Raw genomic sequence first — 17935 nt, 5'->3', positions numbered from 1 at the left:
CGTCATGTCAAAAGACGCAAGCGGCCTGGAGATTGATCCAGATGATCAGCCTATGCCCACAGGCGGATGGTCCGAAGAAATTCTGACGCTTGGGGATGCCTGCGTCGTGCCACCCAGGATCAGTGCTTTGGTACAACCCGCAGGGGTGTTCTACGCCGATGGCAGCTATTGTCCCGAGGCGGCGCTCTGGCGCAAATTCCGCCCCATCACCATCGAACCGGAACGGCCCAAAAAGGTGGTGGAAACCCTCGAGGGTCGTTGGCTCTGGGGCGGGGTGCTCTGGGCGCATTTTGGACATTTCCTGGTCGAAAGCTCGTCGCGCCTCTGGGCCTTGCCTGACGTAGAAGAGGACATCAGGGGCGTTTTGTTCATGCCCAAACGTCCAAAGGTAGGCAAAGAAGTGCGTGGGTTTCAGCGCGAGTATCTGTCGCTCTTTGGCACGGACCTGCCCATTCAGGTGGTGGATCAGCCCACCTGCGTCGAAGAGTTGGTGATTCCCGGGCAGGGCTTTGGCCTGGGCAAGATCACCGTGGGCACGCGCAAGTTCCGCCAGGCTGTGCACGACCGTTTTGCCACTCATGTGGCGCCAGAAGGCCCGGATAAAATCTATATTTCGCGCTCCAAACTGGGCCTTGGCAAAGGCGGTCTGTTGGGGGAGGAAAAGATGGAGGCCCTGCTCGAGGCAGAGGGCTATGAGATTTTCCATCCGCAAGAACACAGCCTGACGGTTCAGGTGGCCCGCTACAAAGCGGCCAAACACGTGATTGCTGCCGATGGTTCGGCGCTGCATCTCTTTGCCATGGTGGGCCGTCCGGAACAGGAGGTGGCGATGATCCTGCGCCGCAGTTCCGGTGCCAACAACCTGCTGGCCAAACACGTTGAAAGCTTTTGCAAATGCAATCCGGTGGTGATTGACGGGCTGCGCGCCGAATGGGTGCCGGAAGAGGGTGCAAAATCCAACCGGCTGAGCTTTGGCGAGTTGAACCACCAGATCATCGGCGAAACCCTGTCGAGCCTGGGATTCATCAAAGGCACCGGCGATTGGATTTCCCTGTCCGAGGATGAACGGGCTGTGATCCTGGAGAAAAAGGGTCTGGGCGGCCCGGATGGGTTTGTCGAAGCCAAGCCAAAGCGTAAACGCAACAAAATGGTTTCCTAAACCGTTTGGGTTTTACTGCGTTCTGCGCGGGGCGTCTTTGGAGTGACGGTTACAGGCGCTGCAGCAGATCCGCATGACGCGCCACAAAGGCCTGACGCACCTGCAAAGGTGGGCGCAGATCAATGGCCAGACCGTCGATCACTTCGCTTCTTGGCCGCCCAAATAGCTTATTGGCTTCCGTTTCGGAAAATCCGGCGATCTGTACCGCCTCCATCCAGGCGCTGATTTTGTCGGCCCGTTTGATCTGGGCTTTGATGGTCTTGGGCAGCAGAGCGGGCAGGCCAAACTTGATGTGAATGGCGGCCGTCAGGCGCTGGTCCAGATCTTCGTAGCCCGGCCCCACGGCGGCTTTCACCGGGGAGATCATATCACCAATGACATATTCCGGCGCATCGTGCAGCAGAGCGGCCAATTTCCATTTCACCGGAGCCTTGGGGTAAAGCCGCGAATAGAGCTCTTCGACCAAGAGCGAATGCTCAGCCACCGAATAGGCAAACTCCCCTCGCGTCTGCCCGTTCCAGCGGGCCACAAAAGCCAGCCCATGGGCGATGTCGCTGATTTCAATATCCATCGGCGTTGGGTCCAATAGATCAAGTCGGCGGCCAGAGAGCATACGTTGCCAGGCGCGGGCGGGTTTGGTGGGCATTGCGGTCGGTCCAGTGAATTCAACTTGCTTCTGCCTAGCCCTTCAGAGCTGCGGGCAAAAGCAGTTTTGCGCTGCGTTTCACCGATCCGGTTGCTACCTCGGGCCTACCGCCCAAGGGAAGTTGAACAGCCGTGAGATTGAAACCAGGGCGCTCAGACCCAATATTTATATGACCTCAGGGGCCCAAGACGCCCAATTGGCATGGCCCTTTTTATGAGACGACGCTCAACAAAAAAGGAGTCTGTCATGTTTAAACGTCTTCTCTCGTCTGCATTGATCTTTGGAATGGCGGCCATAGCCCCGCCGGCCTTTGCTGCCAGCTGTGCTCCCCGCGACGGAGTGGTGGAACGGCTGCAACAGACCTATTCCGAAAACCTCACCGCAGGGGGATTGCAACAGTCCCAGTCGGTCAACACAGTGGTAGAGGTTTGGTCCTCGGCGGAAACCGGCAGCTTTACGGTGCTGGTGACCCATCCAACGGGAATCAGCTGCATTGTTGCCGCCGGTGAACACTATTTCGAAGTGGCCACCCCGGCCAATTTGCCCGGTTTGCCGAGCTGATCCGTTGGCAACTGGCCGCTTACCTCGGCCATAGTTGGCTTCTGCCTGCGCAATGCGCCCATCTTCGTTGCTTATAAACTATTGCAGTGCTACCTGCGGCAGCAAGATAACTCGTAACCAGAACGGAGCGGACTATGGCCGAGGACTACATTGTAAAAGACATTGCGCTGGCTGAATTCGGTCGCAAGGAATTGGACATCGCGGAAACCGAAATGCCGGGCCTGATGTCACTGCGCGCGGAATACGGTGAAGAAAAGCCGCTGAAGGGCGCGCGCATCGTTGGCTCGCTGCACATGACCATTCAGACGGCTGTTCTGATTGAAACACTGGTCGCGCTGGGCGCGGATGTGCGCTGGGCCTCCTGCAACATCTTCTCGACCCAAGACCACGCCGCCGCTGCCATCGCTGAAGCCGGCGTTCCGGTTTTTGCGATCAAGGGCCAGACCCTGGTAGAGCATTGGGATTACCTGGATAAATCCTTCATGTTCCCCGAAGGAGCCAACCTGATCCTTGATGATGGTGGTGACGCGACCCTCTATGTGTTGCTGGGTGCCCGTGTTGAGGCCGGTGAGACCGATCTGATCGAAGTGCCAACTTCGGAAGAAGAAGAAGCCATCTTTGCGCAGATCAAAAAGCGTATGGCGGCAAGCCCCGGCTGGTTCACCAAGACCCGCGAAGCCATCCTGGGTGTGTCCGAGGAAACAACCACCGGCGTGCACCGCCTGTATGAGCTGCAGAAAAACGGCCAGCTGCCCTTCCCTGCGATCAACGTGAACGATTCGGTCACCAAGTCGAAGTTTGACAACAAATACGGCTGCAAGGAATCGCTGGTTGACGGTATTCGCCGCGCCACCGACACCATGATGGCCGGCAAGGTTGCCGTTGTTTGTGGTTACGGCGATGTCGGCAAAGGTTCGGCTGCCTCGTTGGCCGGTGCTGGTGCCCGCGTCAAAGTCACCGAAGTTGATCCGATCTGCGCCCTGCAGGCCGCCATGGACGGTTTTGAAGTTGTGCGTCTGGAAGACGTTGTCGACAGCGCTGATGTCTTCATCACCACCACCGGCAACAAGGACGTGATCCGCATCGAGCACATGCGCGAGATGAAGGACATGGCCATCGTTGGCAACATCGGTCACTTCGACAACGAAATTCAGGTCGCAAACCTGAAGAACCACAAATGGACCAACATCAAAGAACAGGTCGACATGATCGAGATGCCTTCGGGCAACCGTCTGATCCTGCTCTCTGAGGGCCGTCTGCTGAACCTTGGCAACGCCACCGGTCACCCGTCGTTTGTGATGTCGGCGTCGTTTACCAACCAGGTTCTGGCTCAGATCGAGCTGTGGCTGCGCGGCGATGAGTACAAGAACGAGGTCTACATCCTGCCCAAGCACCTGGATGAGAAAGTGGCTCGTCTGCACCTGGAGCGCATCGGCGTGAAACTGTCGAGCCTGACCCCTGAGCAGGCCGCCTATATCGGTGTGACCCCAGAAGGTCCGTTCAAGCCAGAGCATTACCGCTACTAAGATCTGATCCAGATCTGAAAAATGGCGCCATCCAGGGGAGACCTTGGGTGGCGTTTGGGTTTTCAGCGCTTTTGCACTGTCCCGAAGCGCTTCTCTCTATGCATTCTTTCTTCGAGAACGACTGGTGCTAACCAGGTTGAAAAACTCGTCGGCAGAAAAGACTTCTGGCTGACAGTCGAACCAGTCTTGGTGGAGGGTGACTGTCTGCTTTTTGGAGTCTAATTCCAAAGAAAAAGTGTTAAATGGCAGCTCAGCGTTGCTCTTCGTTTTCAACGCTTTTTGAACGCGTTGTTTTACCCAAGCGACATCCTCAGCAGCTTCCATGTCCAAATATGAGATTGCGATGTCTCTGTTGCTTGCTGTCATGGTTGGTCTCCGTCCGATCCTTGCCGCCCATCATAAGAGCCTCAGAATATCTTCAGCGGGGAAAAGCTGGCAAAACTTTTCCTTTGTCTCTTCTCGGTCTGGCGTTAGTCTTTCGTTAAGCCTCTGCAATTTCTTGATTTTGGCCGACCACAACACAGTAGCTGGAGAACGTTTATGGGTAAGAGAGACGATCTGATCGCGCAATATGCTGACGATCTGAAAAACAAATGCGGCATGGACGCAGATATGGACCTGCTGACCAAGGTTACCATTGGTTGTGGTCCGGCGATCTACAATGCAGATGCCTCCACAGTGGCCTCCAGCCAGGAAAGCGAGCTGGACACCGTGAAACAGAACTTCCTGATCAAGAAGCTGGGTCTCTCTGATGGGCCGGAACTGATGGAAGCAATCAACAAAGTTGTTGAAATCTATGGGAAATCCGAGCGCAACAAGTATCGCGCCGTGGTCTATTACATGCTGACCAAACATTTTGGCAAAGAAGCTGTTTACGGCTAAGTCCAAAAAGTTACTGATCTAGCCCAGTACTGGGCCTTTGTGAAACACCTGGCCTGGTCGCCAGGTGTTTTGCATTTGAATGGTATTGTCCAAGCATATGATTTGCAAAGACAACCAGAAGTGGGCTATCTACAAAGGACCAGCCAGGACGGCTAGGACGGAATTTTCATACGCGTGTGGTGGACTGTGGAGCACGCGGGGTGGAAGGGAAGATCCTACCGGTTTGGCAGGATCTTCCCTTTTTTCGTTCAAGACCTTAGCTAAAGGCGATTTTTCACGCTGGTATTGCTGCCGAGGCACGGCGTTAAAACAGTGACAAAACCAATCCCATTGCAGCGCAGGCCAGACTGGCATAACCCGCATCAATCAAGGTCAGTTTGATCGGCCGCCCCGCGTATAGGTTGTTGAGCGCAATCCAGGGGCTGATGAAAAACAACCCAACCCCGAGGCCTGCAATCAAGCCAGCACCCGATGTGGTGACCCCCGACAGGGCGAAGACGTGGCGCATCATTCCGGCCACCACCAATTGCAGCACAAAGCTAAGGGCAAAGATCATCGGGGTCTGGCCGCTCTCCGGCTTGCCATCGGTGCCTCGCTTGATCCCGGCGGCTACCATCCAGGGCTCTGCCAAGATGCCGTAATAGACCGCGCCCAGGACAAAACCTGCTGCAGCGGCCACCAGAACGTTCAGAATTTCCAAGGTTCATCTCCTCCCAAACAAATTCGTTTGGTGAAAAGATTGGCAGATCAATCCGCCTCTGTCTGCCCCAATGCGCAGATCGCACGCCATTCGGCCTCTGTCACCGGTTGCACCGACAGGCGCGAGTTCCGCACTAGGATCATCTCATCCAGCCGGGGATCTGCCTTGATCTGGTCTAGGCTTACTGGCTGGGTAAATGCGCGCAGGGCTTTGATATCCACACAGTCCCAGCGGTCATCCGCGGTGGTGCTGTCGGGATGCGATTCGGCGCAGACCTCGACAATACCCACCACCGATTTTTCCTTTTGCGAGTGATAGAAGAAGCCGCGATCGCCAAGGCGCATTTCGCGCATGAAGTTGCGCGCCTGATAATTGCGCACGCCGTCCCATTCCTCGCCCGTTTCACCTTTGGCGACCTGATCCGGCCATCCCCAGGTGGAGGGTTCCGATTTGAACAGCCAGTAGCGCATCAGCCGATAACCTTCTTCCAGGTGATCAGCTCAACCGCCTCAAACAAACCGGCCTTGTTATAGGGGTCCGCAGCGGCCCAGGCTTCACCGGCGGCCATGTCTTCGACGTCGAGAATGACCAAAGAGCCGGCCATCTCACCATCCTGATCCAGCAAAGGGCCGGCCTGGGCCACAACGCCGGTCTCTTCGATATAGGCAAGGTGCGCCGCGCGGTTGTCCACACGGGTTTGCAGGTGGCCGGGCTTGTCACGGGCGATCAGGGCAATCAGCATTTCATTCCTCTTTCAAAGGGCGTGCCAGCAGTTGAGCGCTGGCGGTAGCAATCGTCAAGTCACCATTCAGTAATCCGACGACGGTCTTGGTCAGGGGCATGTCCAGGCCCATGGTTTTGGCCTTGGCTGCGGTGGCACGCGCAGTGGCGGCCCCTTCGACGGTGACCGTGGGGTCAAACCCGTCACCACGTCCGATGGACAGGCCCAATTGGTAATTGCGCGACAGGGTTGAGCTGCAGGTGAGGGTCAGGTCGCCAAAGCCGGAGAGACCGGCCAGGGTTTCTGGCTTTGCCCCACAGGCCAGCGCCATACGCTGCATTTCAGCATAGCCACGCGTCATGAGCGCCGCTCGGGCGCTATCGCCCAGTCCGGCGCCAATCACGGCGCCACAGGCTATGGCGATGACATTTTTCAGCGCCCCGCCCAATTCGGCGCCACAGGTATCCGTAGTGCGATACAGGCGCAGGTTTTTGGTGGTCAGTTGTTCCTGCAAGCGGCGGCACAGATCCGCATCGGCGCAGGCTAGGGTGAGAGCTGTGGGCAGGCCACGGGCAATATCGGCGGCAAAACTGGGGCCGGTCAGCAGGGCGGATCTGGCATCTGGCAGCACCTCAGAGATCACTGCAATTGGGCCCAGCCCGGTTTTCAGCTCAATGCCTTTGCAGCAGGCCACCAGAACTTTGCCGTCCAATGCTTCGCGGTTGGCCTCCAAAACCGAACGCAGTTTCTGCATGGGCACCGCCAGCAGCAGCACCTCGGCACTGGCAGCCAGGTGGAAATCGCTGGTGGGCGTCAAAGCTTCCGGCAGGGTAACATCCGGTAGTCGGGCGGCGTTGCAGCGGTTTTCCTGCATCTGAGCGGCATGCCGGGCGTCTCTGGCCCACAGGGTGACTGGCGCTTGTTTGGCCAATGAAATCGCCAGAGCAGTGCCAAAGGCGCCGGCACCAAGCACAGAGAGGCTCATGCCTTGGCTCCTTTGCGTCCTGATCCCAGCATCGCCGGGCTGCTTTGATCCAGGGGCCAGCGGGGGCGGGCGGTTAGATCCATTCCGTCGCGGGCACCTGCTTTGAAACGCTCGAGACCAGCATAGGCAATCATCGCGGCATTATCCGTACACAGCGCCAAAGGTGGGGCCACAAACTGAGTGTCCAATTCTGCACAAACAGTCTCTAATGCAGCGCGAATGGCCGTATTTGCAGCCACGCCCCCTGCCACAGCCAAAGTCGGTGTGGCGGGGGTTTCAGCCAGATAGATCGCCAGGGCGCGGCGGGTTTTGGAGGCCAGAACATCCGCCACAGCCGCCTGAAACCCGGCGCAAAGATCGGCGCGGTCTTGCCGCGTCAGGCCCGATTTTTCATCTACGATCTGATCGCGCATTCGCATCAGTGCGGTTTTCAGACCGGAAAAGGACAGGTTGCAATCTGCGCGCTGGATCAACGGTCGGGGAAAGCGGAATCGCTTGGGATCGCCGTTCTCGGCCTCTTTCTGCACCGAAGGTCCGCCAGGCTGTGGCAGACCCAGCAGGCGCGCCGTCTTGTCAAAGGCCTCGCCCGGGGCGTCGTCTATGGTGCCGCCCAGGCGGGTGAAATCTTCAGGCCCACGGGCGATCAGATATTGGCAGTGACCACCAGAGACCAGCAGCATCAGATAGGGGTAGGCCACATCATCGGTCAGCCGAGGCGTCAGCGCATGACCCGCCAGATGGTTGACGCCGACCAGCGGCAGGTCGGTTGCGGCAGCAATGCCCTTGGCACACATCACCCCAGACATTACCCCGCCAATCAATCCCGGCCCGGCGGTGACTGCAATGGCATCCAGATCCTGTAGGGTCACCCCGGCAGCGGCCAGCGCATCCACAACGCAGTGGTCGAGTTTCTCCGCATGGGCACGGGCGGCGATTTCCGGAACGACACCGCCAAAGGCGCTGTGCAATTCGGTCTGGCCAAAGACGATCGACGAAAGCACCTCGGCGCGCTGGCCTGGCTCTTGCCGCACCACGGCGGCGGCAGTATCGTCACAGCTGCTTTCCAGCCCCAAAAGTGTCAGGCTTTGTGTCATGGTCTACCCGTTGCATCAGATTGCTGGTGGAGCTAGCACCTATAGGGCAGGCAAACAATCCCAGGAGCCCAAAGCATGACCAACGCCCCGGTCTCTGAACGCCGTGCTGAACCCACCAAGATTGCCCTGTTGATGACACGACCACTCGAAGCATCGCAGGGATTTGTGGCGCAGCTGCCGGCTGAACTGCAAGCACAGCTGGATGTGATTTACGCCCCTTTAATGCGGATACGGGCGCTTGATGTGCCGGTTGCTATTGACGGACACAAAGGAGTGGTTTTCTCTTCCAGCAATGGAGTTCTGGCGGCAGGTCAGGCGCCGACCTCCTTGCCAGCCTTTTGTGTTGGGCAGCGTACAACCAGAGCCGCAGAACAGGCTGGGTGGCGCGCGCAATGTTGCGGAGCCACAGCAGCCGAGCTGATTGCGTATCTTAGGGATGCCAGACCAGCCGTACCCCTGTTACATATGCACGGGCGTCATACCCGTGGCGATATTGCGCGAAACCTGGCGGCCGCTGGCCTGCCCTGCGAGGCGCAGGCAATCTATGAGCAGCAGCTTGTGACGCCAACAGATGAGATCCTGCAAAAAATCCGGGCGCAGGACAGGATCATTGCGCCGCTTTTTTCACCACGCACTGCGCGGCATTTTGCCAGTCTGGGGTTGGATCAAGCCAATTTGACTTTGATTGCGTTAAGTCACGCCGTGGCAACAGAGGTGAAGGGCTTGCACTACAAGGACTTGCAGGTAAGTAAGATGCCGGATGCTCGCAATATGGCTGTGATGGTCCGTGATGCCGCAGTTCGGTTGGCGCACCTTGAGGGTGGCAATCCGGCGCAGTAGGGTCAGGGCGTTGTGCTGAGTTTAAGTGATTTGAGAATCAAGGGGAGGCCAGTGTGGCTGACAAGACAACTGCGGATGATGTGATCAAGCCAGAGGCTGACACGCAGGACCTTGGGGCAAAGGATGCGCCATCCTCTGAGACCGAGAGCTTGGCCACTGAGGAGCTGACCGAGGATCAAATCGAAGCCGAGGTGCTTGACCAAGAAGAGGTTGAGGCTGAGGCCCCCTCTGAGACTGAGACTGAGACTGAGACTGAGACTGAGACTGAGACTGAGACTGAGACTGAGACTGAGACTGCTGAAAAGCGTGACGCAGTCGAAGAAGCGTCAGTACCACCTGCCCCCCAGCCAGAAGTGGAACGCATCATCGAAAAACGCGGTGGGTTTGGTTCGGCTGTGCTCGGCGGCGCCGTGGCTGCTGTGCTTGGTTTTGTTGTTGGCCAGGGCGGGTTCCTCAACTCGGTTATGCCTGCCAGCCTTCTGGGCACTGGCGGCATAGACCAGGCGGCTTATGAGGCCGATATGGCAGCCAATGCCAAGGAACAAGCAGCCTTGAAAGAACAGATTGCCGGACTTCAGGGGCAACTTGGTAGTATTGATCTGCCAGATGTTGCGCCTTTGAATACACGTCTTGATGTGCTCGAATCTGCCGTATCAGCCCTGCGTGATGCTCCGGCGCCGGGTTCTGCAAGCTCTGCCGAGATCACGGATCTAAATGCCCGGCTGGAACAGATAGAGGCACGCCCGCTGACCGATGCGGCTTCTCCCGAGGCGGTTGCCGCCTTTGAGGGCGAATTGGCCAAGTTGCAGCAAAGCTTGGCAACCCAGCGTTCTGAGGTTGAAGAGATGCTGGCCGAGGCCCGTCTCACGGAGAAGGCAAGTCTGGAGGCGGCACGCATCGCTGCAGCCCAACTGGCACTGGCAAAAATCCGTATCTCTCTGGATACAGGCGGCAGCTTTGCCGAACCTCTGGCGGAGCTGCACAGCCTGCAGGTTGTTGTTCCTCAGGATCTGTCCGGAAGTGGCGAGGCTGGTGTTGCCACGCTGTCTGGCCTGCAAGCCGGCTATGCGCCGCTCGCGCGTGAGGCATTGGCGCTGGCGCGGCAGGAAACCAAGGGCAGCGGTGGTCTGATGGATTATGTCAATCGTCACCTTGGCGCCCGTTCGGTGACACGACAAGAGGGCGACGGCGCTGATGCGGTTTTGTCCCGCGCTGAGGCCGCAGTTCAGTCTGGCGCAATTGCCGATGCGCTCGCAGAGATAGAGACCCTGCCCGAGGCGGCCCAAGCGGCTTTTGCCGCTTGGCAGGCCTCCGCCCAAACACGTCTGGCAGCCATTGCGGCTGTTGATCACCTGGCCCAAAGCCTGAACGCCAAATAAGGAAGCCGCCATGCTCTGGTCATTGTTGAAAATTCTGGTTTTTGTTGCCCTGGTGGCGCTGATCGCCTTTGGGGCGGGTATTTTGATGGAAACCGCAGGCGGGGTGCAGATCACCGTTGCGGGCACCGAATACACCCTTGGGGCGCTGCAATCGGTGCTGGCGCTGGGCCTGTTGGTGCTGTCAGTCTGGATCTTCCTCAAGCTGCTGACGCTGCTGGTGGCGACGCTCAAGTTCCTCAATGGCGATGAGACGGCGATGTCGCGCTATTTTGACAAGGGGCGCGAGCGCAAGGGCTATCAGGCGCTGTCTGACGGCATGATGGCGCTGGCCTCCGGCGAGGGGCGCCTAGCGCTGACCAAGGCGTCAAAAGCGGCGCGCTATCTTGATAATCCGCAACTCACTGATCTGTTGACCGCCCAGGCCGCAGAGATGGCCGGGGATACTCATAAAGCTGCCGAGGCCTACAAACGCTTGCTGAGCGATCAGAGCACCCGCTTTGTTGGCGTGCGTGGCATTATGAAGCAAAAACTCTCAGAAGGGGACAAGGACACGGCGCTGCAACTGGCTGAAAAGGCCTTGGCCCTGCGTCCCAAACACGAAGAGGTTCAGGACACCCTGTTGCAGCTGCAAGCCCAGGCCGAGGATTGGGCAGGTGCGCGCAAGACCCTGTCGGCCAAGCTGAAATCCGGCTCACTGCCGCGCGATGTCTTTAAGCGGCGCGATGCGGTGCTGGCCCTGTCGGCCTCGCGCGAAGTTGCAGATGAGGCAGCCACTATAGAGCAGCGCGAACAGGCGATTGAAGCCAACCGACTTTCGCCTGATCTGGTTCCGGCGGCGGCTATGGCAGCGCGCGCCTATCTGGAGCAGGGCAAGAAACGCAATGCCATCAAGGTGCTGAAAAAAGCCTGGGAGGCGCAGCCGCACCCGGATCTGGCCCATGTCTTTGCTGAGGTTGAGCCAGAAGAAACCGCCCCGCAGCGGGTGAAACGTTTTGATCAACTGGCGCGGCTCAAGCCCCAGGATGACGAAACCCGGTTGGTCATGGCCGAGCTGCATATCGTTGCCGAAGACTTCCCCGAAGCGCGTCGAGTTCTGGGGGATCTGGTCGAACGGGCGCCGGATGCACGGGTGCTGACCCTGATGGCAGCAATCGAGAAGGGCGAGGGCGCGGATAATGCGGTGACCCAGGCCTGGCTGGCCCGGGCGCTGACAGCACCACGCGGGCCACAGTGGCTCTGCACCAATTGCAACCATATCCACGCGGAATGGGCGCCAGTCTGTGAACATTGCACCAGCTTTGACACCCTAAGCTGGCAGCGGCCTGAAACCCCAGAGGTGGCCAGCGCCACAGGCGTGCATATGCTGCCGCTGATTACTGGCGCGTCGAGTGCTTCTGATGCTGTGGTGGTGCAAGATGTCATCGACGCCGAAGAGCTCGATGACATAAGCGAGAGCGATCCAACCTCTGAAAGCTCACGTTCAGAAGACAGCAGCGAAGCGAAGGCTTAACTGAGTTAAGCGAAAGGGCCGCAGCGGGCAAATCTTAGCCGCTGCGGCCCTTTCCTTTGGTGCGGCTCCATTTTTTGGCACATCCCTCTGTGCTCAGCTGCCGAATTACGCTGTGTAAGTCTGGACAGAGCCTGTCGGCTTGGCTCTGCTCATCCCCAAAGGGTTGTAGGGGGAGAGAAGCAATGCAGTTTGACTATGTGATTGTCGGAGGCGGCTCAGCGGGGTCCACATTGGCCGCGCGTCTGAGCGAGGATTCTGCCACCACGGTTTGCCTGATTGAGGCAGGCGGCAAGGGCGACAGTATTCTGGTCCGTGCCCCTGCTGCGGTTGTTGCCATGCTGCCTGGGCGCCCCAAGATCAACAACTGGGCTTTTGAAACGGTGCCGCAACCGGGGTTAAACGGGCGCAAAGGCTATCAGCCGCGCGGCAAGGCGCTGGGCGGCTCCAGTGCCATAAACGCCATGCTCTATGTGCGTGGCCACGCCAAGGACTATGACGAATGGGCCGATCTGGGCTGTGACGGCTGGAACTGGGACGCGGTGTTGCCCTATTTTAAACGGGCGGAAAACAACGAGCGCGGCGGTGATGATGCCCATGGGGGCAGTGGTCCGCTACAGGTCAGCAATCAGAAATCCCCACGCCCTATAACCCGGGCCTTTGTCGAGGCTGGGCAGGCGTTGCAGATCCGCGAGGTTGCGGATTTCAACAGCGGCGACAACGAAGGCATTGGCGAATATCAGGTCACTCAGTTCCACGCCAAGGATAGGAATGGTGAGCGATGCTCGGCGGCGGCGGCCTATCTGCATCCGGTGATGGACCGTCCTAATCTGACCGTATTGACCAAGGCCCATGCAACCCGCGTGTTGCTTGAGGGAAAGCGCGCCACGGGCGTTGCCTATCGCCAGGGCGGCCAGGAGAAGCAGGTCACAGCAAAGCGTGAGGTGATCCTATGTGGCGGAGCATTTAATTCGCCACAATTGTTGCAACTCTCCGGTGTTGGCCGGGCCGAGGATATCGAGCCCCATGGCATCACGTTGGTGCATGAGCTGCCCGGCGTTGGCCAGAATCTGCAGGACCATTTGGATTTCACCCTGGCCTACAAAAGCAAAGATCGCGACAATTTTGGCATCTCGCTGCCAGGCAGTGTGTCTCTGCTGAAACATATGGCCGATTGGCGCAAATCTGGAACGGGTATGCTTTCTACGCCCTTTGCCGAAGGGGCGGCCTTCCTCAAAACCGAAAGCCACCTAGAACGCGCTGATATCCAGCTGCATTTTGTCATCTCAATTGTCGATGATCATGCACGCAAACTGCACATGGGCCATGGCTTCAGTTGTCATGTCTGTGTGCTCAGACCAAAATCGCGGGGCTCGGTGGGGCTGAGCTCGGCTGATCCGATGGCACCGCCACGCATTGACCCGCAGTTCCTGTCGGATCCCGAAGATCTGGCGGTGCTGATGAAGGGCGCGCGCAAAACGCGGCAGCTGATGCAGACTGCACCATTGGCGGGTTATATTCATAAAGAACTCTTTATCAAAGAAGAGCCGGATGACGCAGCGTTGGAGCAGCACATCCGGGCGCGCTCGGATACGATTTATCATCCGGTGGGAACCTGCAAGATGGGGCAGGATGACATGGCTGTTGTCGATCCGGAATTGAAGGTGCGGGGCCTGGCGGGGCTGCGTGTTGTCGATGCCTCTGTCATGCCACGGCTGATTGGGGGCAATACCAACGCGCCCACCATTATGATTGCTGAAAAGGCTGCGGATATGATCCGTGGCCATGCGGCGTTGGCTGCAGAATAAATATGAGGAGACAGGCGAAATGCTTGGTAAAATGATGCACAAGCCGCTGACAATCAGTTCTCTGGTTGAACATGCGGGTCGTTATCACGGCGAAACCACAGTGACGTCGGTAGAGACCTCGGGTGAGGTGGTGCATTCCAGCTGGGGTGAGATCGAGGCCAACGCCCGAAAACTGGCCGCCGCGCTGGAGCGTCTGGGTGTGGCCCAAGGGGAGCGTTGCGGGACCATTGCCTGGAACAATCGTCGCCACTTGGAGATCTATTTTGGTGTCGCAGGGGCAGGCATGATCTGCCACACGATCAATCCGCGCCTGAAGCCTGAGCAGCTGATCTACATCATCAATCATGCTGCAGATCAGGTCTTGTTCATTGATGCCACTTTTGTACCCGCTGTGGGCCAGTTGAAAGAACACTTCAAGACCATCAAACATATCGTTCTGATGGGTCCCCGCGATGAGGCCGCGACCGAGGCGGTGCCGGGTATCCTGTTCTATGACGAGCTGATTGGCGCTGAGGCTGACGACTATAGCTGGCCCGTGCTGGATGAGAATATGCCCTCTAGCCTGTGCTATACCTCGGGCACCACCGGCAATCCAAAGGGTGTGCAATATACCCACCGGACCACAGTGCTTCATTCGCTGGGTGGCAACCAGCCGGATGGCCTGGCGATTTCGGCGCGTGATACCGTCATGGCAGTGGTCCCGATGTTCCACGTCAATGCCTGGGGCGTGCCCTATATCGCTGCCGGTGTCGGCGCCAAGCTGGTGTTGCCGGGGCCAAATCTGGACGGTGAAAGCCTGGTGCGTCTGATCGACGGTGAGCAGGTGACATTGGCGCTGGGCGTTCCCACCATCTGGATGGGGCTGCTGCAGGCGCTGGAGAAAACCGGCAGCAAGGCCGAAAGCCTGACACGCACGGTTGTGGGTGGCTCGGCGCTGCCAACCGTGATGATCCCGGCCTTCCGCGACAAATACGGCGTCGAGCTGATCCATGCCTGGGGCATGACCGAAACCAGTCCGCTGGGGACGCTGAACCATTTGCTGCAAAAGCACCAGGATCTGTCTGATACCGAAAAAGGCGCCATTCGCGAAGGCCAGGGCCGTCCGCCCTATGGCGTTGAGCTGCGCATTGTTGATGAGTCTGGCCATGTGCTGCCCCATGATGGAGAGACCCAGGGTGAGCTGCAAATCCGTGGACACTGGATCATCGACACCTACTTTGGCCAGGAAGACAGCGCCCTGACCATGGATGGCTGGTTTGATACCGGAGATGTCGCCACTATTGATGGCGACGGCTATATGATCATCCGTGACCGCTCCAAGGACATCATCAAATCCGGTGGCGAATGGATTTCGACTGTTGAGCTGGAAGATATCGCTATGTCGCACCCGCAGGTGGCACAGGCGGCTGCCATCGCGGCGCAGCATCCAAAATGGGACGAGCGCCCAGTGGTGATTGCCATAAAATCTGATAGCGCACTCACCGAAGAAGAGCTGCTGACGCATTATGAGGGCAAGGTGGCCAGCTGGCAGATCCCTGACAAGGTGGTTTTTGTCACCGATCTGCCTCTGGGCGGGACCGGCAAGGTTTTGAAAAACAAACTGCGCGAATCCTTTGGCTCGATTCTGCTCGAAGACAACTAAACCGTTCTGCGCCCCGCTGTTTTGCAGTTGGGGCGCAGGATGTTCACTCTCCCTTTACCACGGCTCCCCCATTCTGGAGCTGGTTTTGGCCCGTTACTGGTCGTGGCGCAGGTGAAACCCGCTCTTTACAGGTCTTAACTGCCGGCAAATTTAACTGTTAAGGGCCAATTAACACCCCAACTGATATCCCAATAGTGGGTGAAAATTAGTGGTGGTGGATATGAGCGCACAAAACGGAATGGCGCCCATTATCATCAAGAGGAAAAAAGTCAGCGGTGGCGGTGGCCACCACGGGGGCGCCTGGAAGGTGGCCTATGCGGACTTTGTGACAGCCATGATGGCGTTCTTCTTGTTGATGTGGCTGTTGAACGCAACAACTGAGAAACAACGTAAAGGTCTGGCGGACTATTTCTCGCCATCGATCCCGCTGAGCCGGATTTCCGGTGGCGGCAATGGCGCCTTCCAGGGCGACAGCATGTTCACCGAAGACATTCAACCGCAGTCAGGTACAGGTGCTTCTGACATCAATCCGATGGATACGCAGAAAGCCCAGGGCGAGACGGGTGTGAGTGATGCCGAAAAGGCCGAGGAAGACAGCAAATTCCGCGCCATCGAAGAACAGCTACAGGGTCGTGGCGGGGAAAGCATGGTCTCGGTCGAGATGTCGCGCCACATCATTACCCGTGTCACTGACGAAGGGCTGATCATCGAATTGTTCGAGACGGATGGGGTTAATCTCTTTGCCTCGGGTGAGGCTGAGCCAACGCCGCTTTTCCGGGATCTGGTCCGTATGGTGGCGCGCGTTAGCGGCAGTGTGACGAATAACATCGCGATCAGCGGTCACATTCAATCGCATCCGGTTGTATTGGCGCAGAACCCAGTTTGGGAGATGTCCCATGCGCGCGCAAATGTAACCCGGACCCTGCTCGAATCGGGCGGCATGAGATCCAGCCGCGTCCATCGCGTGACCGGGCATGCGGATCGAAAACTCGCCGTTACCAACCCGATGGCGGTTCGCAATAACCGGGTGGAAATCATCCTATTGCGCGAATAACCCCATAAATTACCACCCTCGGGCGGCGCAGATGAATTGCATTTTATCTGTTAGCCGCCCGTTAAGTGCTGATGCGCTAGCTGTTGCTCCAAGAACGACTTATTGCAGCAGAAAGGCGCAACATGACCATTTCTTCCGCCCTGAATGCCGGTGTTTCCGGATTGAGCGCAAATGCGAGTTCATTGGCCGCAATTTCGGACAATATCGCGAATTCTTCTACCAGCGGATACAAACGTGTAGAGACCGACTTCCAGTCCATGGTGGTTGGCTCTTCTGGTGGCCGATACTCTGCCGGCGGTGTGTCCGCCAGCAATATGCGTTTGATTGACCAGCGCGGCCCACTGGTTGGCACCAATAACTCGACTGACCTGGCTGTCAGTGGCCGGGGCATGCTGCCAGTGGCTTCGCTGACCGAAATCGAAGGCAACAATGGTTCTCCGACCATGATGATGACCTCGACCGGGTCGTTCCGCACCAATGCGGAAGGCTATCTGACCACAAGCTCGGGTTTGGTTCTGCTCGGCTGGCCTGCCAACCCGGATGGCACGGTTTCTGATGGCCCACGCGACACCGCCGAAGGTCTTGAGCCTGTTCAGTACAACATGAACCAGCTGACCGGCGAGCCGACAACCACAGTGTCGCTTGGGGTAAACCTGCCTGCCACCGACACCGAGGCCGGTAGTGCCGGCACAGTGCGCAACATGACGGTTGAATACTATGACAACCTCGGCAGCTCGCAGACATTGGGGATCACCTATACCCCTACCGTACCTGGGACCGGGACTTCGAATGAATGGACAATGCAGATCACTGATAGCGCCTCTGGCGGTGCTGTGATTGGTGAATACACCATGACGTTCAATGATTCCCGGACTGCGGGCGGCTCGTTGGCCTCTGTGACCGCCGTTTCAGGTGGCGCCTATGATGCTACAACCGGCAGCGTTGTGGTGAACGTGGATGGCGGTCCGATGGAAATCAATCTGGGCATGATTGGCGAAAGCGATGGGTTTACGCAGCTTTCTGATACCTTTGCGCCGGCCTCTGTGACCAAAGATGGTTCTGAAGTTGGCACTATGGTTGGCGTCGAAGTTGACCCGCAGGGCTATGTCCGCGCCAATTATGATTCCGGTGCCAGCCGCGTCATCTTCAAGGTTCCACTGGTGGATGTTCCCAATCTGAACGGCCTTAAGTCATTGGATAATCAGACTTATCTGCCATCATCGGACAGCGGATCCTATTTCCTGTGGGATGCGGGTGATGGACCAACTGGCGAAGTTGCCTCTTATGCGCAGGAAGAATCTGCCACCGACGTGGCCACCGAACTGACGGATATGATTAAGACGCAGCGGGCCTATTCTTCTAATGCCAAAGTGATCCAGACCGTCGATGAGATGCTTCAGGAAACCACCAACATCAAGCGGTAATCACCGC

18 protein-coding genes are annotated in these 17935 nt (G+C 57.8%); 11 read left to right on the top strand and 7 right to left on the bottom strand.

The annotated features are described in order from the left end of the window. Positions 1–4 precede the first annotated feature (4 nt). A complete protein-coding gene (locus tag AN476_RS01005; protein ID WP_054458666.1) occupies positions 5–1159 on the top strand; it encodes a DUF563 domain-containing protein in 1155 nt (384 codons plus the stop codon). A 49-nt stretch (positions 1160–1208) separates the two neighbouring features. Here AN476_RS01005 and AN476_RS01000 read toward each other — a convergent pair whose 3' ends face one another. After that, the gene (locus tag AN476_RS01000) at positions 1209–1805 is read right to left on the bottom strand and encodes an HD family hydrolase (protein ID WP_054458664.1); all 597 of its coding nucleotides are present in this window, start codon (positions 1803–1805) and stop codon (positions 1209–1211) included. A 246-nt stretch (positions 1806–2051) separates the two neighbouring features. Here AN476_RS01000 and AN476_RS00995 point away from each other — a divergent pair, with 246 nt between their 5' ends. After that, a complete protein-coding gene (locus AN476_RS00995) occupies positions 2052–2366 on the top strand; it encodes a hypothetical protein (RefSeq protein ID WP_054458662.1) in 315 nt (104 codons plus the stop codon). 134 nt (positions 2367–2500) lie between these two features. Next, complete coding sequence (gene ahcY, locus AN476_RS00990) at positions 2501–3892, top strand: adenosylhomocysteinase (protein WP_054458660.1); 1392 nt, start codon at positions 2501–2503, stop codon at positions 3890–3892. A 96-nt stretch (positions 3893–3988) separates the two neighbouring features. Here ahcY and AN476_RS00985 read toward each other — a convergent pair whose 3' ends face one another. Then, positions 3989–4258: a hypothetical protein gene (locus tag AN476_RS00985; RefSeq protein WP_054458658.1), complete on the bottom strand. Its 270-nt coding sequence runs from the start codon at positions 4256–4258 to the stop codon at positions 3989–3991. A gap of 174 nt (positions 4259–4432) precedes the next feature. On the opposite strand from AN476_RS00985, the gene AN476_RS00980 reads away from it, so the two are divergent. Beyond that, positions 4433–4774 carry a DUF2853 family protein gene (locus AN476_RS00980; protein ID WP_054458656.1) on the top strand — a complete coding sequence of 114 codons (342 nt, stop codon included), beginning with the start codon at positions 4433–4435 and terminating at the stop codon, positions 4772–4774. A gap of 304 nt (positions 4775–5078) precedes the next feature. On the opposite strand, the gene AN476_RS00975 is transcribed toward AN476_RS00980, so the two are convergent. From AN476_RS00975 to tsaD, 5 genes are read right to left on the bottom strand one after another with little or no spacing between them, the layout of a single operon-like run. After that, entirely contained in the window at positions 5079–5474 is a 396-nt protein-coding gene (locus AN476_RS00975; RefSeq protein WP_054458653.1) for a DUF1761 domain-containing protein, read from the bottom strand. A 47-nt stretch (positions 5475–5521) separates the two neighbouring features. Beyond that, complete coding sequence (locus AN476_RS00970) at positions 5522–5944, bottom strand: EVE domain-containing protein (RefSeq protein ID WP_054458652.1); 423 nt, start codon at positions 5942–5944, stop codon at positions 5522–5524. Continuing rightward, positions 5944–6216 carry a YciI family protein gene (locus tag AN476_RS00965; RefSeq protein ID WP_054458650.1) on the bottom strand — a complete coding sequence of 91 codons (273 nt, stop codon included), beginning with the start codon at positions 6214–6216 and terminating at the stop codon, positions 5944–5946. Before AN476_RS00965 ends, AN476_RS00970 begins: the two co-directional genes overlap by 1 nt. A gap of 1 nt (position 6217) precedes the next feature. Next, positions 6218–7180: an NAD(P)H-dependent glycerol-3-phosphate dehydrogenase gene (locus AN476_RS00960; protein ID WP_054458648.1), complete on the bottom strand. Its 963-nt coding sequence runs from the start codon at positions 7178–7180 to the stop codon at positions 6218–6220. Then, positions 7177–8274, bottom strand: a complete 1098-nt coding sequence (gene tsaD, locus AN476_RS00955; RefSeq protein WP_054458646.1) for a tRNA (adenosine(37)-N6)-threonylcarbamoyltransferase complex transferase subunit TsaD — start codon at positions 8272–8274, stop codon at positions 7177–7179. Before tsaD ends, AN476_RS00960 begins: the two co-directional genes overlap by 4 nt. Positions 8275–8349: 75 nt before the next feature. Between tsaD and AN476_RS00950 the strand changes: the two genes are divergently transcribed. The 7 genes from AN476_RS00950 (at position 8350) to AN476_RS00920 (ending at position 17928) form a co-directional block, all read left to right on the top strand. Then, positions 8350–9114, top strand: coding sequence for a uroporphyrinogen-III synthase (locus AN476_RS00950; RefSeq protein ID WP_054458644.1), 765 nt, complete (start codon positions 8350–8352; stop codon positions 9112–9114). A gap of 53 nt (positions 9115–9167) precedes the next feature. Next, positions 9168–10493 carry a COG4223 family protein gene (locus AN476_RS00945; protein ID WP_054458642.1) on the top strand — a complete coding sequence of 442 codons (1326 nt, stop codon included), beginning with the start codon at positions 9168–9170 and terminating at the stop codon, positions 10491–10493. Positions 10494–10503: 10 nt separating this feature from the next. After that, positions 10504–12003 carry a heme biosynthesis protein HemY gene (locus AN476_RS00940; protein ID WP_054458640.1) on the top strand — a complete coding sequence of 500 codons (1500 nt, stop codon included), beginning with the start codon at positions 10504–10506 and terminating at the stop codon, positions 12001–12003. A gap of 182 nt (positions 12004–12185) precedes the next feature. After that, positions 12186–13808, top strand: a complete 1623-nt coding sequence (locus AN476_RS00935) for a GMC family oxidoreductase (RefSeq protein WP_054458638.1) — start codon at positions 12186–12188, stop codon at positions 13806–13808. Positions 13809–13827: 19 nt separating this feature from the next. Beyond that, positions 13828–15450, top strand: a complete 1623-nt coding sequence (locus tag AN476_RS00930) for a long-chain-fatty-acid--CoA ligase (RefSeq protein ID WP_054458905.1) — start codon at positions 13828–13830, stop codon at positions 15448–15450. A gap of 220 nt (positions 15451–15670) precedes the next feature. Then, positions 15671–16504 carry a flagellar motor protein MotB gene (locus tag AN476_RS00925; RefSeq protein ID WP_054458636.1) on the top strand — a complete coding sequence of 278 codons (834 nt, stop codon included), beginning with the start codon at positions 15671–15673 and terminating at the stop codon, positions 16502–16504. 122 nt (positions 16505–16626) lie between these two features. After that, entirely contained in the window at positions 16627–17928 is a 1302-nt protein-coding gene (locus AN476_RS00920; RefSeq protein WP_054458635.1) for a flagellar hook protein FlgE, read from the top strand. Positions 17929–17935: the final 7 nt, after the last annotated feature.

The sequence above is a fragment of the Phaeobacter sp. 11ANDIMAR09 genome (assembly GCF_001294455.1).
GTDB lineage: Bacteria > Pseudomonadota > Alphaproteobacteria > Rhodobacterales > Rhodobacteraceae > Pseudophaeobacter.
This window is presented reverse-complemented; position numbering and strand designations above follow the sequence as displayed.

Bases quoted from the DNA above. Each gene is read 5' to 3' on its own strand.
- AN476_RS01005 (WP_054458666.1), top strand. From the start codon at position 5: ATGTCAAAAGACGCAAGCGGCCTGGAGATTGATCCAGATGATCAGCCT.
- AN476_RS01000 (WP_054458664.1), bottom strand. From the start codon at position 1,805: ATGCCCACCAAACCCGCCCGCGCCTGGCAACGTATGCTCTCTGGCCGC.
- AN476_RS00995 (WP_054458662.1), top strand. From the start codon at position 2,052: ATGTTTAAACGTCTTCTCTCGTCTGCATTGATCTTTGGAATGGCGGCC.
- ahcY (WP_054458660.1), top strand. From the start codon at position 2,501: ATGGCCGAGGACTACATTGTAAAAGACATTGCGCTGGCTGAATTCGGT.
- AN476_RS00985 (WP_054458658.1), bottom strand. From the start codon at position 4,258: ATGACAGCAAGCAACAGAGACATCGCAATCTCATATTTGGACATGGAA.
- AN476_RS00980 (WP_054458656.1), top strand. From the start codon at position 4,433: ATGGGTAAGAGAGACGATCTGATCGCGCAATATGCTGACGATCTGAAA.
- AN476_RS00970 (WP_054458652.1), bottom strand. From the start codon at position 5,944: ATGCGCTACTGGCTGTTCAAATCGGAACCCTCCACCTGGGGATGGCCG.
- AN476_RS00965 (WP_054458650.1), bottom strand. From the start codon at position 6,216: ATGCTGATTGCCCTGATCGCCCGTGACAAGCCCGGCCACCTGCAAACC.
- AN476_RS00960 (WP_054458648.1), bottom strand. From the start codon at position 7,180: ATGAGCCTCTCTGTGCTTGGTGCCGGCGCCTTTGGCACTGCTCTGGCG.
- tsaD (WP_054458646.1), bottom strand. From the start codon at position 8,274: ATGACACAAAGCCTGACACTTTTGGGGCTGGAAAGCAGCTGTGACGAT.
- AN476_RS00950 (WP_054458644.1), top strand. From the start codon at position 8,350: ATGACCAACGCCCCGGTCTCTGAACGCCGTGCTGAACCCACCAAGATT.
- AN476_RS00940 (WP_054458640.1), top strand. From the start codon at position 10,504: ATGCTCTGGTCATTGTTGAAAATTCTGGTTTTTGTTGCCCTGGTGGCG.
- AN476_RS00935 (WP_054458638.1), top strand. From the start codon at position 12,186: ATGCAGTTTGACTATGTGATTGTCGGAGGCGGCTCAGCGGGGTCCACA.
- AN476_RS00930 (WP_054458905.1), top strand. From the start codon at position 13,828: ATGCTTGGTAAAATGATGCACAAGCCGCTGACAATCAGTTCTCTGGTT.
- AN476_RS00925 (WP_054458636.1), top strand. From the start codon at position 15,671: ATGAGCGCACAAAACGGAATGGCGCCCATTATCATCAAGAGGAAAAAA.
- AN476_RS00920 (WP_054458635.1), top strand. From the start codon at position 16,627: ATGACCATTTCTTCCGCCCTGAATGCCGGTGTTTCCGGATTGAGCGCA.